16 protein-coding genes are annotated in these 16,462 nt (G+C 61.1%); 10 read left to right on the top strand and 6 right to left on the bottom strand.

The annotated features are described in order from the left end of the window. Nucleotides 1–9: 9 nt before the first annotated feature. The 5 genes from CHR90_RS11265 to CHR90_RS11245 form a co-directional block, all read right to left on the bottom strand. Nucleotides 10–834: a sugar phosphate isomerase/epimerase family protein gene (locus CHR90_RS11265; protein ID WP_094409088.1), complete on the bottom strand. Its 825-nt coding sequence runs from the start codon at nucleotides 832–834 to the stop codon at nucleotides 10–12. An 11-nt stretch (nucleotides 835–845) separates the two neighbouring features. Further along, a complete protein-coding gene (locus CHR90_RS11260; RefSeq protein ID WP_094409087.1) occupies nucleotides 846–2,255 on the bottom strand; it encodes an enolase-like domain-containing protein in 1,410 nt (469 codons plus the stop codon). Nucleotides 2,256–2,257: 2 nt separating this feature from the next. Next, nucleotides 2,258–3,418, bottom strand: coding sequence for a dihydrodipicolinate synthase family protein (locus tag CHR90_RS11255; protein ID WP_094409086.1), 1,161 nt, complete (start codon nucleotides 3,416–3,418; stop codon nucleotides 2,258–2,260). 2 nt (nucleotides 3,419–3,420) lie between these two features. Continuing rightward, nucleotides 3,421–4,572 (bottom strand): Gfo/Idh/MocA family protein, encoded by a 1,152-nt coding sequence (locus CHR90_RS11250; protein WP_170941375.1) that lies wholly within the window; start codon nucleotides 4,570–4,572, stop codon nucleotides 3,421–3,423. 119 nt (nucleotides 4,573–4,691) lie between these two features. Then, nucleotides 4,692–5,396 carry a TetR/AcrR family transcriptional regulator gene (locus CHR90_RS11245; RefSeq protein ID WP_094409085.1) on the bottom strand — a complete coding sequence of 235 codons (705 nt, stop codon included), beginning with the start codon at nucleotides 5,394–5,396 and terminating at the stop codon, nucleotides 4,692–4,694. 298 nt (nucleotides 5,397–5,694) lie between these two features. On the opposite strand from CHR90_RS11245, the gene CHR90_RS11240 reads away from it, so the two are divergent. The 6 genes from CHR90_RS11240 to CHR90_RS11215 are packed head-to-tail and all read left to right on the top strand — an operon-like array spanning nucleotide 5,695 to nucleotide 11,967. Then, entirely contained in the window at nucleotides 5,695–6,990 is a 1,296-nt protein-coding gene (locus tag CHR90_RS11240) for an ABC transporter substrate-binding protein (protein ID WP_094409084.1), read from the top strand. A gap of 4 nt (nucleotides 6,991–6,994) precedes the next feature. After that, complete coding sequence (locus tag CHR90_RS11235; protein WP_094409083.1) at nucleotides 6,995–7,927, top strand: carbohydrate ABC transporter permease; 933 nt, start codon at nucleotides 6,995–6,997, stop codon at nucleotides 7,925–7,927. After that, the gene (locus CHR90_RS11230; RefSeq protein WP_094409082.1) at nucleotides 7,917–8,765 is read left to right on the top strand and encodes a carbohydrate ABC transporter permease; all 849 of its coding nucleotides are present in this window, start codon (nucleotides 7,917–7,919) and stop codon (nucleotides 8,763–8,765) included. Before CHR90_RS11235 ends, CHR90_RS11230 begins: the two co-directional genes overlap by 11 nt. 28 nt (nucleotides 8,766–8,793) lie before the next feature. After that, nucleotides 8,794–9,804 (top strand): Gfo/Idh/MocA family protein, encoded by a 1,011-nt coding sequence (locus CHR90_RS11225; protein ID WP_094409081.1) that lies wholly within the window; start codon nucleotides 8,794–8,796, stop codon nucleotides 9,802–9,804. After that, nucleotides 9,801–10,901, top strand: a complete 1,101-nt coding sequence (locus tag CHR90_RS11220) for a Gfo/Idh/MocA family protein (RefSeq protein WP_094409080.1) — start codon at nucleotides 9,801–9,803, stop codon at nucleotides 10,899–10,901. The genes CHR90_RS11225 and CHR90_RS11220 overlap by 4 nt, the downstream gene beginning before the upstream one ends. Nucleotides 10,902–10,905: 4 nt before the next feature. Further along, a complete protein-coding gene (locus CHR90_RS11215; protein ID WP_094409079.1) occupies nucleotides 10,906–11,967 on the top strand; it encodes an ABC transporter ATP-binding protein in 1,062 nt (353 codons plus the stop codon). Between the two features lie 60 nt (nucleotides 11,968–12,027). Here CHR90_RS11215 and CHR90_RS11210 read toward each other — a convergent pair whose 3' ends face one another. After that, a complete protein-coding gene (locus CHR90_RS11210; RefSeq protein WP_094409078.1) occupies nucleotides 12,028–13,494 on the bottom strand; it encodes a hypothetical protein in 1,467 nt (488 codons plus the stop codon). Nucleotides 13,495–13,601: 107 nt separating this feature from the next. On the opposite strand from CHR90_RS11210, the gene CHR90_RS11205 reads away from it, so the two are divergent. Genes CHR90_RS11205 through CHR90_RS11190 form a run of 4 tightly spaced genes read left to right on the top strand, consistent with a single transcriptional unit; the run spans nucleotide 13,602 to nucleotide 16,399 of the window. Further along, nucleotides 13,602–14,069: a sugar 3,4-ketoisomerase gene (locus CHR90_RS11205; protein WP_141210929.1), complete on the top strand. Its 468-nt coding sequence runs from the start codon at nucleotides 13,602–13,604 to the stop codon at nucleotides 14,067–14,069. Nucleotides 14,070–14,071: 2 nt separating this feature from the next. Beyond that, nucleotides 14,072–14,800: a class I SAM-dependent methyltransferase gene (locus CHR90_RS11200; protein WP_229671439.1), complete on the top strand. Its 729-nt coding sequence runs from the start codon at nucleotides 14,072–14,074 to the stop codon at nucleotides 14,798–14,800. Next, the gene (locus tag CHR90_RS11195) at nucleotides 14,793–15,737 is read left to right on the top strand and encodes a glycosyltransferase family 2 protein (protein ID WP_094409076.1); all 945 of its coding nucleotides are present in this window, start codon (nucleotides 14,793–14,795) and stop codon (nucleotides 15,735–15,737) included. The genes CHR90_RS11200 and CHR90_RS11195 overlap by 8 nt, the downstream gene beginning before the upstream one ends. Then, nucleotides 15,734–16,399 carry an RluA family pseudouridine synthase gene (locus CHR90_RS11190; protein ID WP_094409075.1) on the top strand — a complete coding sequence of 222 codons (666 nt, stop codon included), beginning with the start codon at nucleotides 15,734–15,736 and terminating at the stop codon, nucleotides 16,397–16,399. The genes CHR90_RS11195 and CHR90_RS11190 overlap by 4 nt, the downstream gene beginning before the upstream one ends. Nucleotides 16,400–16,462: the final 63 nt, after the last annotated feature.

Below are 16,462 nucleotides of genomic sequence, written 5' to 3'. Positions count from 1 at the left end.
AGGTGCTCCTCAACACACGGTGCGGAAACGGTCGATACAGGTTTGCAGAACCTCCATCCCGTCACGCTTCCACCAGTTTTCGGCGGAGAAAATCTCGACCTCCTGCGGGCCGAGGAACCCGGCGGCTTCGATCTGGCGGCGGATGCCCGGCAGGTCGATAACCCCGTCGCCCATCATGCCGCGATCCAGCAGCAGGTCTTTGGTCGGCACCAGCCAGTCGCAGATATGATGTGCCAAAATCTGGCGGTTGCGCCCAGCGCGGGCGATCTGCGTCGCAAGGTCGGGATCCCACCAAACGTGATAGACGTCGATGGCGACGCCGATACCGTCCCCCAGCGCATCGCAGAGGTCGAGCGCTTGGCCGAGGGTGTTCACGCAGGCGCGGTCGGCCGCATACATTGGGTGCAAGGGTTCAATCGCCAGCGGAATGCCGCAGGCGCGGGCGTGGGGCAGGGTAGCGGCAATGCCGTCTGCAACCATCTGCCGGGCGCCGACAATATCCTTTGAGCCTACGGGCAGCCCGCCGACGACGAGGACGAGGCAGTCCGCCCCCAGCGCCGCTGCTTCATCAACCGCACGCTTATTATCGTCGATGGCGGCGTGCAACCCCTCTGGTGTTGCGGCGGGGAACATGCCGCCCCGGCACAGGCCGGTAACGCGCACGCCATTGTCTTTGATGATGCGGGCCGATTCGGCCAACCCCTGCTTTTCCACCTGATCGCGCCAGGGGGCGACGGCGTTGATGCCGAGTTTAAGGCAAGCCTCCACGGCGTCCTTCAGCCCCCATTGCTGGCGGACGGTGGCGAGGTTGATTGATAATCCTTCGAGCGACATGGCTCTCTCCTTCAACCGGCCAACGGCGACAGGGCGGCCCAATCGGCCTCAACAGCAACCCCAAGACCGGGCGCTGCGAGCACCGAGGCCAGCGACACGGCCCCATTGTGGATGGCTATGCGGGCGCGGCCGTCCGCTGTGGCGGTATACAGATCGGGGTGGTGGGCCAGATAGGCGGCTTGTTCGGTAGAGCTCGCGCCGCTCATGCCATCGACATAATGATGGCCGTTGCGCTCCACATGCTCTGCCCCGATCAGGGCGGCGAGCAGCAAGTCTTGCTGTACGGCAATCCCGCCTTGCGTGGTCAGATCCTCGGCGGACATAAAGAAGCCACGCCCCCATTGCTGAACGCGCGCGCGGTTCAGCACAGCGCGGTAGAAGCCTTTACAGCTTTTGGACGAAATGCCGGTATAGCCCAGGGTTTTGGCCGTGGCGAAGGCCCCCATCTCCCCATCCGACTCGTCGATCTCCACCGAAACCCGCTGGGCGAGCGGGTGGATCGGCGCGGCGAGGGCCTGGGCGCGGGCGATGGGCTGTTCGAGAAACAGGATCGCCTGCCGAAAGCGTGCAAGGCGCGGCTCCGCCTCGATCTTGTCCCACAGCGCGATGACGGCCTCCGCATCGGGGAATTGTTCATTGCCGTCGAGCGTTAGATGGTACTCGGGCAGCGTGTCGAGCAGCGCTGCAATGCGCACCAGCCGGTCAAGGTCCGCGTCCGCTTTGCCGGAGAGCTTGATCTTGAAGTAGCGGTGGCCATAGGCGGCGATGGCGCCTTCGAGACTGTTCGGCAACCCGTCCTGCGGCCCGTCGGCCGGTTTCTCGGCCTCCGTAATCGCATCAATCATGCCGACCGTGTGGCGCATCCCGATACTGGCGGCAGGCGTGCGGGCGGCGAGGAAGCCGGTTAGGTCAAAGCCCAGCAGGTCTGGCGTCGTGCGCGCATCAAGGCCGGGGAGGTTTATTTGCAGGGCGGCGGTGGCGGTCATCCCATGCGCCTTGCACAGCGCATCCAGGATTGCTCGGTCCAGCAAGGCAAGGCCGAAGGAGGCGATCAGCCCGCCGAGGCCCGCCTTGGCGCAGGCGGCATGATGGGCCAGTTCCACCGTGGCACTCAAGCCGAAGGCGGTCTGTTTTCCGGCGGCCAGCAGATGATCCCGCGCGATGCGCAGCGACTGGCGGAGCTGATTGAAATTATCCGCGTTCGACAGCGCCGGGTTCTTGTCGAACCATTTCGGCACCATCAATTCGGCGGCCTGGCCCACGGCTTCCGTGCCATCGGCAAGGCGGATGCGCGTGCGGACGAAGGCTTGCGGCGCTTCCGTTACCGTCACCGCGCCAAAGCGGAACGGCAGGCGGAAGTGGGTCGGGCGTTCGAAGAGATCGGCTTCGATCAGGCTGAGGCGGGAGGCACTGTCCGGCATGGTCAAACCACCCCGGCGACGGCAAGCACCCGGCGCATCCGCTCCGCTGCAAGCTCATGATCGCGCAGAACCCGCGCCGTATCGGCCAAACGGAAAAGTTCGGCGAAATGCTGCACCGACCGCGCGCTCTGCTGTCCGCCCAGCATCAGGAAGTGATCCTGCAAGCCGTTGAGATAGGCGAGGAAGACCACGCCGGTCTTATAAAAGCGCGTCGGAGCCTGGAAGATATGGCGGCTCAACGGCACTGTCGGCTCTAGAATCGCGTTGAACTCTTTCAGGTTCCCGCCCGCCAGCGCCGAGAGACCCGCCGAGGCGGCGGGGGCGATAGCGTCGAAGATGCCGAGCAGCGCATCGGAATAGCCCTGTTCATCTCCGGCGATCAGTTCGGCGTAATTGAAATCATCGCCCGTATACATGCGCACACCCTTCGGCAGGCGGCGGCGCATGGCGATTTCTTTTTCTTTCGACAGCAGGGAAATCTTGATGCCGTCGATCTTCCCGGCATGGGCTTCCAGCACCGATAGGCAGGTGTCCATCGCCGCGTAATCGTCGGTTGAGCCCCAATAGCCCTTGAGGGCCGGATCGAACATATCGCCGAGCCAATGGATGATCACCGGCTCTTTCACCTGGGTCAGCAGCCGATCATAGACCTTACGGTAATCATCCGGCCCCGTCGCGATGCGGGCGAGCGCCCGGCTGGCCATCAGGATGATGCGCCCGCCAAGCCCTTCGATAAAGGCGAACTGCTCCTCGTAGGCGCGGATCACATCGTCGAGGCTTTTGGCGTTTTCCGGCGCGAGATGATCGGTCCCCGCCCCGCAGGCGACCAAGCCATTGCGGGGCTTGGCGGCGGTCAGCGAGCGGCGGATCAACTCCTGCGCGCCCGCCCAATCAAGCCCCATGCCGCGCTGGGCGGTATCCATCGCTTCCGCAACGCCAAAACCGAGATCCCACAAATACTCGCGGAAGGCGATGGTCGTGTCCCAATCGACCGAGGCATCGAGCCAGGGGCTGTTTTCGGCCAGCGGATTGACCACCACATGGGCGGCGGCATAAGCAATACGGTTGAAGGTCGGTGCGCTGGCCGGGCGCGGCAGCGGCGCGTTCTGGAGAGTGTAGGGGGCGAGGCGCCCCCCCGGGGTTGGCAGGGTGAGCGTCGTCATGGTTACGCGTCCAGCGCCGGAACGTCGAGCCAGCGGCGTTCCTGCCAGCTCTTAAGACCAAGCTCGGCAAGCTGAACCCCCTTCACGCCTTGCATCAGGTCGAACTTCCAGGGCGAGTCCGTCACCAGATGGCGGATGAAGTCTTCCCACTGGGCTTTGAAGCCATTGTCGTAGACCTGATTGTCCGGCACTTCTTCCCATTGATTGAAGAAGTTCATGGTCTGCGGTTGATCGGGGTTCCAGACGGGGCGGGGGGTGTTGACGCGATGCTGGGTCCAGCATTTGGTCAGGCCCGCGACAGCCGACCCGTGGGTGCCGTCCACTTGGAAGGTCACCAGATCGTCGCGGCGAACCCGCACGGTCCAGGATGAGTTGATTTGCGCGATCACGCCGCCCTCAAGCTCGAAGGTGGCATAGGCAGCATCGTCGGCATCGGCGGCATAGGTTTGGCCGCGCTCATCCACCCGGCTGGGGATATGGGTCGCGCCTAGACAGGAGACGGCTTTTACTTCGCCGAACAGATTGTCCAGCACATAGCGCCAATGGCAGAGCATATCGAGGATAATGCCGCCGCCGTCATTCTTGCGGTAATTCCAGCTTGGACGCTGGGCGGCTTGCCAATCGCCTTCGAAGACCCAATAGCCAAACTCGCCGCGCACGGAGAGGATTTTGCCGAAGAAGCCGCTGTCGCGCAGCATTTTGATTTTGCGCAGGCCCGGCAGATACAGCTTATCCTGTACCACGCCGTTCTTGGCGCCCTTGGCCTTGGCGAGCCGTGCAAGGGCGAGGGCCGTGTCGACATCTTCCGAAATCGGCTTTTCGCAATAGATGTGCTTGCCCGCTTCAATTGCCTGGGTCAGCAGCCCGGCGCGCATCTGCGTCGATCCCGCGTCGAAGAACAGGGTATCGTCGGGATTGGCGAGGGCGGCGGCTAGATCGGTGCTGGTGCGGGTAATGCCGTGGCGCTTGGCGATTTCGGTGATCTTATCGGCATTGCGCCCGACCAGGATCGGATCGGGCATCACCCGATCGCCGTTCGCCAGCAACACGCCGCCTTGATCGCGGATCGCCACGATGGAGCGCACCAAATGTTGATTATAGCCCATGCGCCCGGTGATGCCGTGCATGATGATCCCGAGACGGATCGTCGCCATCGTTGTTTCCCCCTAGGAAAGCGCGGTCCTTTGATCAGGCCGCCGTTATAACCAGATGGTTACTAGACAGTCACGATTTGTCAGACCGGTCAAGAGGGATCGCGAAATTTTTTAGGCGGTCAGGGGCGCAAAGACGAAACAATCATATCGGCGATATGGGTTCCCCAGCGCTGCAGTTCTTCCGGTTTCACCATGTCGCGATTAAAAATGATCGAAGTCGTGTAGTGATTTGAAAGATAATAATACCCGAGTGCGGCGATGCTCAGATAGATTTGCACCGCATCGGCCCCGGCGCGGAAGTGCCCGGCGCGATGACCGCGCTCTAGAACTTCGGTAATGGTTGCAATCAGCGGCGAGTGTTTTTCTGTAATCCCTGGGCATTGTTTTAGAAACTTTGCCTTTAGCAGGTTTTCTGTACTGATAATCGACAGAAACTCTGGGTGATCGAGAAAATACTGCCAGGTGAAGCGGGCAAGTTCGCGAATAGCATCGACCGGATCGCGGTCGGTTAGGTGCAGATTGACTTCGGCGCTGCGGATGCCGACATAGGTCGACTCTAGGACAGCAAGGTAAAGGGCGTCTTTTCCGCCATAATAATGGTATAGCATCCGTTTATTGACGTCAGCCCGCGCGGCAATCTCATTAATTCGGGCGCCACCATAGCCATTTTCGGCAAACTCGCGCGTTGCAGCGGCTAGAATTGCTGCCGATGTTCTTTCTGGATCACGAATTGCTTTATCCCGGGCTGGAGAATCCTCAGCGATTTTCAGTCGGTAATTCGGAAAATTCGCGTCGATCTCGATGTTTTTTTCAATTTTTGTCATGGGAGACCATCCAATTCCGCTTCCGTGGGACAAAAACGCGCAGCAGGGCGCTTGACAGTGATCCTAAACTCGATCTAGCTTGTAACCAACTGGTTATAAATGGCAGGCGCCGATAACCACTTGGCGGGAAAAACCCACCAAGGCCACACCGAGGGAGGAGTGGAACGCCGGTACAATCCCGATACGCGGCTCACTATCGGAAAATTTGTCCGACAGATATGCCGAATTCGGAAGGCCGGTCTGCCATCTTCCCATCGCTAGGTCTGCAAAAGCAACCCTCAGGGATGGAGGAAACGTCATGAAGCAGCCTCAGATGAACCGGCGGTCGGTATTGAAGGCGGGGGCAGGCCTCGCCGGTCTGGCCGCGCTCGGTCTACCGGCCTCGGCTTTCGCGCAGGAACGCCGCTTGCGCATGTATTGGTGGGGGTCGAAGGAGCGGGCGGACCGCACTCTTCAGGTCAACAAACTCTATCAGAATACCTACACCGGCGTGGCCATCGACGGGGAGACCCTGGCCTGGGGCGACTACTGGCCGCGCCTTGCCACCCAAACGGCGGGGCGTAACGCGCCAGACGTGATCCAGATGGATTACCGCTACATCGCTGAATATGCTCGCCGGGGAGCGCTGTTACCGCTGGATCCGCATGTTGGTAAAGGTTTGGATCTAAAAGATTTTCCGCCATCGGTAGTGGATAGTGGCAAGGTTGATGGTAAGATCTACGGCATCAGTTTAGGGGGCAATACGTCCTCTACCATCTATGATAAAGATGCCTTTGCTGCCGTTGGTCTGCCGCCGCCTAACCTTGATACCGATTGGAAAGCTTTTGCCAAATTAATGGCTGAGTTTACCAAGGCTGCCAAACGTCCCGGCTATTTCGGTTCTCAAGATGGCGGTGGATTGGAGCCGATCTTCGAAGGATGGCTGCGGACGCGCGGGCAAGAACTTTACACGCCGGACAATAAACTTGGTTTCGGCGAAAAAGATATTGAAGAATGGTTCGCCTATTGGGCAGATATGCGTGCCTCCGGCGGCTGTGTAACGCCCGAACTCCAGGCATTGGATAAGCAAAACGTCGAAAACAATATGCTGACCCTTGGGAAGGCAGCAATTGGTTTTGCCCATTCTAATCAGCTTGTCGCCTTTCAGTCGCTGAATAAGAGCAAGCTTGCGATGACGAGCTACCCCACTGGCGGCCCGGGTGCGAAGCCTGGTCAGTATATTAAGCCATCGATGCTGTTCAGCTTGTCCGCCCGCACGAAAGAAGTTGATGAAGCGGTGCGCGTTCTCAACTTCTTCGTTAACGATGTTACTGCCGGAAAAATCCTTGGCGTTGAACGCGGTGTGCCAGCTTCGGCGCCGGTCTTGAAGGGGATCGCCGAGTCGCTGGACGATCTGGGGCGTGCAATGGCGGATTATATTGCCGCTATGAATAGTCGCGTCGGCCCGCTCCCGCAGACCCCGCCGGGTGGCGCTGGTGAAATCCAAGTTCTGTTACGTCGGGTTAACGAACAAATCGGGTTTGACCGTCTGAAAGTTGCCGATGGGGCGAAGCTGTTCGTTTCCGAAGCATCTCGTATTCTGGCGCGGGGGTAAAAGCATGACCACACTGGCCTCTCCCTCTGTTGCAGTGGGCGGGGCCAGGTGGGTTCGCAGCTTGCGCCGCAACCTTCCTGGCTACCTGTTTCTACTGCCGTGGCTCCTCGGTTTCTTGGGACTGACGTTAGTTCCGGCCCTAGGGTCGCTCTATCTGTCGTTCACCGAATTCGATTTGCTGCGCGACCCGCGCTGGGTAGGGGCGGCGAACTACGTGCGGATCGCGACCGACGATCCCAAGTTCGTCGCGTCGCTGTATGTGACCTTCGTCTATGTGGCGCTCTCTGTACCGTTAAAACTAGCTCTCGCCTTAGCCGTTGCCATGTTGCTGAACAAGGGGATTGCGGGATTACCCCTTTATCGCGCGGTTTTCTATCTCCCCTCCCTGTTGGGGGCAAGCGTTGCGATTGCGGTTCTGTGGCGCCAATTGTTTGCCGGGAATGGGTTAGTCAATCAGGTTGTCTTTTTGCTCTTCGGTGTCCAGGGACCAAGCTGGATTTCCGACCCCGACTATACGCTTTACACGCTGGTTGTTTTGAGCGTTTGGCAGTTTGGGTCACCGATGATCATCTTCCTCGCGGGCTTGCGACAGATTCCGCAGGATATTTACGAGGCAGCCCAGATCGATGGGGCCAGCAAGGTTCGCCAGTTCTTTCGTATAACCTTGCCAATGCTGACCCCGGTGATCTTCTTCAATGCCGTAGTGAAGACAATTGATGCCTTCAAGGCATTTACCCCGGCCTATATTATCTCTGAAGGGACTGGTGGTCCGATCGACAGTACTCTATTCTATACACTGTACTTGTATCAAGAAGCCTTTGCGTATTTTCGCATGGGATATGCTTCTGCGCTTGCCTGGATTTTGTTGGTCATTATCGCGTTTTTCACCGCCTTTTCCTTCCTCAGCTCGCGCTATTGGGTGCATTATGACGACTAAACCCAACCGCAGTCTGCCCGCTAGCTTTGCCGTACATGGCGCGTTGCTGGCCGCGTCGCTGGTGATGCTCTACCCGTTGCTCTGGATGTTTGCCAGTTCCTTTAAGCCGGAGGAGGAGATTTTCACTAGCGCGTCGATCTGGCCGACCGCTTTGAATTTCGATGCCTATGTGCGCGGCTGGCGGGGGTTGGATGTTAGCTTCGGGGTCTTTTTCTGGAACTCGATGGTCATCTCCGTCCTATCTGTGATCGGCAATGTCATCTCCTGCTCATTGGCAGCTTTTGCCTTCGCCCGCCTACAGTTTCGCGGTAAGAACTTTTGGTTCGCGCTGATGCTGGGAACCATGATGTTGCCCTATCATGTCACGTTGATCCCGCAGTATGTGTTGTTCCTCAATCTTGATTGGGTGAATACAAATCTGCCGCTGATCGTGCCGAAGTTTCTGGCGGCGGATGCTTTTTTTATCTTCCTTCTGGTGCAGTTTTTCCGGGGGATTCCGCGCGAACTCGACGAAGCTGCGATGATGGATGGGTGCAGCCCCTGGCGCATCTATTACAAAATCATCCTGCCGCTTTCGCTGCCTGCGCTGGCCACGGCCTCCGTCTTCACCTTCATCTGGACCTGGGATGACTTCTTCGCGCCGCTGATTTACCTGAACGACATGGGGTCGTACACGGTGCAGCTTGGCCTGCGGAACTTCGTTGACTCCACCGGGCGGTCTGACTGGAGCGGCTTGTTCGCCATGTCCTCCGTCGCGCTGGTGCCGATCCTGGTCTTCTTCGTTCTTTTCCAACGGCTTCTAATCGAAGGCGTTGCTACGACCGGTATGAAGCGGTAACGCCGCATCCCGGGTGCATGAGGATAAAATGGAACCAATCCGCTTTGCCGCCATCGGTCTCGATCATAATCACATTTATGGCCAGACCGATATGTTGATCCGAGCGGGGGCTGAGTTCGTCAGCTTCTATTCGGATAAGGACGATCTCGCCGCCGCCTATGGCGCCCGCTTCCCGCAGGCCCGCCGCGTTGCCGACGTCCGGGAGATTTTGGAGGATACCAGCATCGCCCTGGTAACCGGGGCGGGTATCCCCGATCAGCGGGCGGCGGATGCTATCGCCGCCATGCGCCACGGTAAGGATGTGTTGTTCGATAAGCCGGGCATGGTCTCGCTCGATCAGCTTGCCGAGGTGAAGAAGGTCCAGGCCGAAACCGGGCGCATCTATGCCGTCTATTATTCTGAACATATCGAAACCCGCTGCACGGTGAAGGCGGGCGAGCTGATCGCCGACGGCGCCATTGGCCGGGTTATCCATACGGCGGGCTTCGGCCCACACCGGCTAGGCCATAATAAGCGCCCCGATTGGTTCTTCGACCGGGCGCGCTACGGCGGCATTCTGACCGATATCGCCGCGCATCAGTTCGAACAGTTCCTGTTCTTCACGGGGGCGGAAGATGCCGAAGTGGTCGGCGCGACCGTCGCCAACCTCGGCCATCCCGCCACGCCCGGCTTGCAGGATTTTGGCGAGACGATCCTGAAGGCCCCCGGCTGCACTGGCTATATCCGCGTCGATTGGTTTACCCCGGACGGGCTGCCGACCTGGGGCGACGGGCGCCTGACCATTCTCGGCACCGAGGGCTATATCGAGCTGCGCAAATATGTCGATATCGGCGGTCAGCCGGAAACCGATCATCTGTTTTTGGTCGATCAGAAGGGCGTGAAGCGCATCGACTGCACTCACCAACACCTGCCCTATGGCGGTCAGCTTCTGAACGATATCCGCAACCGCACCGAAACCGCTATGCCGCAGGCGCGCACCTTCAAGGCGATGGAACTCGCCCTGCGCGCCCAGGCCGCTGCTGAAGGAGCCGCGCGATGAGCAAGATTTGGAACGTCGCCGTCGTCGGCCTCGGCATCGGGCGGACGCATATTTTCGAGGGCTATTCCCGCCACCCGGACAAGTTCAAGGTGGTCACGGTGTGTGATCTCGACGCCGGGCGCCGGTCGGCGGTGGCGGCGGAATTCAATGTGCCGCACCAGACCGATAGTTTCGCCGATGTGCTGGCGATGCCCGATGTCGATATCATCGATGTCTGCACCCCGCCGGGACTGCATTTCGACCAGACGCTGGCGGCCCTGAAGGCCGGAAAGCATGTGGTCTGCGAAAAGCCGCTGGTCGGTTCCTTGGCGGAGGTCGATGCGCTGATCGAAGCGGAAAAGACTTACGGCCGGACGATCCTGCCGATCTTCCAATATCGCTACGGGAATGGCGTGCAGCGCGCCAAACGCATTATCGATCTTGGTATCGCCGGGAAACCCTATCTGGGGACGGTCGAAACCTCCTGGTGGCGCACGGCGGACTATTACGCGGTCCCGTGGCGCGGCAAATGGGAAACGGAGCTGGGGGGCGTCCTCGTCACCCATGCTATCCATAACCACGATATGCTGATGTACCTGATGGGCGATGTGGAGCAGATATTCGCCCGCGCCGCCACCCGCGTGAATGAGATCGAGGTCGAAGATTGCGTTTCGGCCAGCTTGAAGCTTAAAAGCGGCGCCTTTGCCTCGCTATCGGCGACCCTGGGGTCCACGCGCCAAATCTCCCGCCTGCGGCTGTGCTTTGAGAATGTTACCTTCGAAAGCGGTCTGGAGCCGTACCGTCCGGGCGATGACCCCTGGCAGATCATCGCTGCCACTGCCGAGGTGCAGGCACAGATCGACGATGCCTTGAAGGGCTGGCAGCATGTGCCGACGCGCTTTGATGGCCTGTTCGCCGACTACGCCCCGGGGCTTGTGACCGGCAAGCTTCCCATCACACTGATGGATGCCCGCCGGGCATTGGAACTGGTGACGGCGATTTATCAGTCTGATGCCGACAATCGCCCCGTCGATCTGCCCGTTGGGCCGGAAAGCCCGCGTTATCATAGCTGGCGTCCCGCCGCCGCCCGCGCCACCGTTCTTGCCGAGGCTCCGTAACGCCATGACAGCGCTATCACTCAATAAGGTCGTCAAGCGCTATGCCGATCTGCAAGTTATCCACGGGATCGATTTGAAAATCGAACCGAAGGAATTCGTCGTTTTCGTCGGCCCGTCCGGCTGCGGCAAATCTACTTTGCTGCGCATGATCGCGGGGCTAGAGGAAATTTCTGATGGTGATCTCACCATCGGAAGCGAGCGAATGAATGATACGGCCCCGGCTCAGCGCGGCATTGCGATGGTTTTCCAGTCCTACGCGCTGTATCCACATATGTCGGTCTATAAAAACCTCGCCTTCGGGTTGGAGACAGCGGGGGTTTCTAAGGCCGAAATCGATGTGCGTGTACAAAAGACCGCTGCTATTCTGCAAATCGATCAATATTTGCAGCGCAAGCCGAAGGCTTTGTCGGGTGGTCAGCGCCAGCGCGTCGCCATCGGTCGTGCTATCATTCGCGAACCAAAGATTTTCTTGTTCGACGAGCCGCTGTCGAACCTTGATGCCGAACTGCGCGTGCAGATGCGCGTGGAGATCGCCAAGCTGCACCGTGATCTTGGCGTAACGTCAATCTATGTGACCCATGATCAGGTCGAAGCCATGACGATGGCCGATAAGATCGTTGTGCTGCGCGCCGGGCGGATCGAACAGGTCGGCTCGCCGCTCGATCTCTATAATCGGCCGGTCAATAAGTTTGTCGCCGGGTTCATCGGGTCGCCAAAGATGAACTTCCTCAAGGTGACCGGCCAGCAGGAAACCGGTACGGGCACGGCGGTAACCGTCGCCTCAACGCAGATCCCGCTGCCGCCGGTGCGCGGCATGGCCGATAGTTTGGGGGTGCGGCCCGAACATCTGTCCCTAACCGACGGCGTGCCGCTGGGGCCGATGACTATCCAAATTGTGGAGCAATTGGGCGGCTCCACGCTTCTCTATGGGGCGCTTACCGATGGGCAGACCATTACGGTCCAGCTCGACGGCCAACAGTCGCCGCAACGCGGGTCGCAGGTGTCCCTCTTCGCCGATCCGGCGACGTGTCACCTGTTCGACAAGGACGGTTTAGCGCTGCGCTGAACCGCCGGGTTTCTATCCTCCCTCCTGGATGGCCGGTTCCCTTGGGACCGGCCTCTTTTTTTACGGGGTGCGCTGGTAAAGCGTCCAACCGTCGACTTTACCGATGGGGCGATAGGCTTTCAGCGCCTCGGCAATGCGCGGATCGCGCCCGAAGTAGGTCAGGTGATCCCAGGGTTGCCCGCCGAACCCAGGTTCCGACGCGCCATCCGTGACGACGATCAGATCGGGCTTGCGGGCCAGATCGGCGGCGGTGGCGTCGATCACTTGGCGCTCAACCCCCTCGCTGCGGGCGATGGGGTTCAGCACGTGCGGCGCTTCGGGCGGATAAAGCTCCGGCAATGGCCAAAGGCTCATGTAATGGCCGATGTAGTGCTGACCCAAGGCCTGAACGAGCGAGAATTGCGGCTTCAGCGAGGTTGTGAACCATAGCACCGAGGCGTGCGGTACCGCCTGGGCCATCCTCTGCCCGAGCTTTGCCTCGGGCGTTGCCGCAAAGCGGCGCTGGGCGGCGAAGGGTGGGGCGGTCAGGCTGGCATACCCGAGGCTCAGGACAAAAGCAGCACTGACGGCGACAGCAGGGCGCTTCAGCCAGTGGCCGAAAGTCCAGCCCACCAGCAGCAGCAGCCCGCCGCGCGCGGCGACGAAATGATAATCCCAGCCTTTTAACTGGGTCACCCCTGCGACCGTTGCCGCCAGGGTGAAGATCAACAGCAGGCGCGGCGCCGGGCCGTGCTTCCAGCCGATACCGCCGAGGATCAGACCGCCGAGGATCAGCGGCGGCACCTGATCGCCGAGCAGAAGATGCCCCCAATCGGTGCCTGCGCCAGTATATAGCTCCGCCATCATCGGTAGGATGGTCTGAAAATAAGCTGGGGTGAGCCAGACGACGGCGGCGAGATAGGCAAGGCCAATCCCGACCATGACCGCGATGACCGGATCGCGCAGGCTGGTGCGCAGCCCCCGTCGGACCAGCAGATAGGCTTCCACCCCGGCGGGCAGGGCCAGAAAATGCGGCTTCAGGCACACGGCAACGGCAAAGAGCGCTGCCGTTGCCATCATGCTGGGCGCCCTCAATCCTTCCGCCCGCGCCAGGGCATGCAGCAGATAGGGCAGGGCAAGGGCAAGCAGCAGATGTTCGCGCTGGGTGAAGCTATGGGCGGGCAGGATCAGCAGCGCGCCAACGGCGGCGGTTAGCAGGCCCCAGCGCGCCCCCTCCGGCAGCACTCGGGGCAGGAACGGCAGGGCGAGTGCCACCCCGCCAAGGCTGAGCGCGGCGTACCAAAGCACCAGCAGCAGCGGTGCAGGCAGGCCGATCCAGCCCGCGACGGCGGCGGGGGGTAGGTTCAGCCAAAAGATCATCGGCGGGTTAACGTCGATGAGGTCGATATACAGCCGTTCGCCCGCCACCATGCGCTGCGCCCAGGTTAGGACGGCGGCGCTATCGTGATTGAGCGGCGGAAAACACGCGGCAATCAGCCAGGGTAGGCCCAGCAGGCCTAGAATCAACGGCAGCCGACGCGCGGCCATAACGTGAAGTCTCCCCTGGCAGGTTACAGAGTTTTCATGCGCGACCGGATAAATTTACGGCATGATGGGGCGGCTGTCGTGTGAAGAAGCAGAAAGGTTTGCCGCCGATGACCGCACCGTCCCCCCTGACGCCGACGCCTGCGCCCTTGGCGGATCTAACGCAGATCCAGCGCATCACTTTTCCGCAGTTCCCGGCCCCGGGGCGGGTGCTGACGATTTACGAAAGCGGCGCCGCGCTGCCGATCCCCGTGGCGCGGGTCTTTACCGTCGCGTCGGACGAAGCCGATACGATGGGCGGCGGCCATGCGCATCGCTGGTGCTCGCAAGTGCTGGTCTGCTTGCAGGGGGAGGTGGAGTTCGTTGGGCGGGATCACCTCGGTGGCGAAGTCCGGCATCGGTTGGCCGATCCGCGCGACGCGGTGCTGATGCCGCCGACGATCTGGGGCGAGCAATATTATCGCCAGACCCCGGCGCTGCTGATGGTCTTTTGCGACTATCCGTTCGACGCGGCGGATTATATCCGTGATTTTGAAACCTTCCGGGCCTATCGCGCCAGTCTGGCCGCAGGGCAATAGCCGTGGAAGCCGCAGAATATGGGCGGATGGCGGCCATTGAGGACCGGTTCTGGTGGTTCCAGGCGCTGCGGCGGAATATGGCAGGCTGGCTGCCGCCGCCAGGGGTGGCCCCGCTGCGCCTGCTAGATGCCGGGGCGGGCACGGGCGGCTGGCTGAAATATCTCGCGGAGCATCGCCCGGACATTGCCGCGACGGGGCTAGAGTTCGACGGGTCTGCCGCCGTTTGGGCGGTGCAGCGGTGCGGGCGGCCCCTCGTGCAAGGCACGATCAATCATCTGCCGTTTGCCGATGGTGCTTTTGAGGTCGCCACCTCGTCGGACGTTCTGTGTCATGCGGGGGTGGACGAGGCCGGGGCGCTGGCCGAGTTGCGCCGAGTGTTGGCGCCGGGCGGGCGGCTGCTGTTGTCCTTGCCCGCCTATGATTGGCTTTTGTCAGAGCACGACCGCGCCGTCCATAATTCCCGCCGCTACACGGAAACCCGATTGCGGACCGTGCTGAGCGGCGTTGGGTTCCGGGTGCAGCGTTGCACCTATTGGAACACGCTGCTGTTTCCGCTAATGGTCGCCAAGCGCAAACTATGGCCGAGCCAGGGTAGCGATGTGGAGCCGATGCCGCCGATGATCGACGCGGGCTTCGCTTGGCTGACCGAGGCGGAAAGCCGATGGCTGCGCGCCGGGGGCAGTTTGCCCTTCGGGGGGTCGATTTTATGCGAGGCGGTTCGGGATGAGTGAGGCAGCGCCGGGATTAAGCATCGTCGTGCCGGTCTATAATGGCGCGGCCACGGTCGGGCGGCTGGTGGAGGCTCTGTCGGGCCTGTCGGTCGACGGCGGGCTTGAAATCGTGCTGGTCTATGACGGCAGCCCGGACAATAGCCTTGCTGTGTGCCGCGCCCTTGCCGAAATCGCGACTGTGCCGGTAACGGTGGTCGAGCATAGCCGGAACTATGGCGAGCATAATGCCGTCATGACCGGCTTCCGCCACGCGCGCGGGGCTTACATCATCACGATGGATGATGATCTGCAGAACCCGCCCGAAGAAGTGGTGCGGCTCTATGATGCATGCCGCTTGGGGGGGCATGAGGTCGTTTATACCTTCTACGAAACCAAGCAGCACGATAGCTGGCGCAACCTCGGCAGTCGCTTCAATGGCTGGGTGGCGGATAAGCTGCTGGATAAGCCGAAGGGCCTATATCTTTGCTCCTTCCGCTGCCTCTCGGCCTTTGTGGCCGAGGCGGTGACAGCTTACGAGGGGCCGTTCGTCTATGTCGATGGTCTGATCCTGCAAGTCACCCAGAAGATCGGCACCCTGCAGGTCCGGCATTTGGCGCGGGCGGAGGGGCAGAGCAATTATACCCTGCGCCGCTTGATCAACCTCTGGCTGGCGATGGCGCTGAATTTCTCCGTTCTGCCACTGCGCTTCGCCACCCTGGCAGGGGCGGTGACGGGTGGGCTGGGCGTCCTTGGGCTGCTCGCCGTGCTGATCGAAGGGCTGTTCGGTCACCCGCCGGAAGGCTGGGCGTCGATTGCCGCCATCGTTCTCACCCTCGGCGGTTTACAGCTTCTGATGCTGGGGATCGTTGGCGAATATGTCGGGCGGCTATTCTTGACCGTTAACAAGCGCCCGCAAGGGGTGGTGAAATCCGTGACGCGCGGCGGCCCCGGCGCGTGACGGGGCTTGCTGACCGGGTGCTGTTCCGTGACGGGCGGGTGATTATCCTCGATAAGCCCGCCGGTCTCGCCTGCCATCCCGGCCCGCAAACGCGGGAGAGCGTCGAAACCTATCTTCCCGATCTGACGTTCGGGATCAGGGAGTTGCCGCGCCTTGCCCATCGCCTCGACCGCGATACGGCGGGCTGCCTCGTGTTGGCGCGGACAGCGCGGGCGGCGCGGCAGGTGGCGCGGCTGTTTTCGGCGCATCACGTGCGCAAAACCTATTGGGCTGTCGTGCATGGCGTGCCCGATCAGACCGAGGGGCGGATCGACGCGCCGCTGTTGAAACTATCCACTGCGGCGGACGGCTGGCGCATGATCGTCGATCCCAAAGGCCAACCCGCGCAGACCGATTGGCGCTGCCTTGGTACGGCGGAGGGGCTTGCGTGGCTGGAGTTTACGCCACTGACGGGGCGGACTCATCAGATCCGCGTTCACGCGGCGCACCTTGGCCTGCCCCTGGTTGGCGACCCGGTCTATGGGAACGGTGATGGTGAGCGCATGCAGCTTCTCGCCCGGGCGATCCATCTGCTGCTCGGCGAGACCCCCGTTGCGGCCCAGGCTCCCGCACCGCCCCATATGCGCCCTTGGCTTAGCCGGTGTGGCTATAGCGGCAATTGATCGGTTTCGGGGCGTTTTTGATCGGTTGGCGCGCGCGCAATGATCGCCGTTAAGGCAGGGTGG

This window comes from Elstera cyanobacteriorum (assembly GCF_002251735.1).
Taxonomy (GTDB): Bacteria; Pseudomonadota; Alphaproteobacteria; order Elsterales; family Elsteraceae; genus Elstera; species Elstera cyanobacteriorum.
Note: the sequence above shows the minus strand (reverse complement) of the source record. Positions and strands in the feature narration are given on the sequence as shown.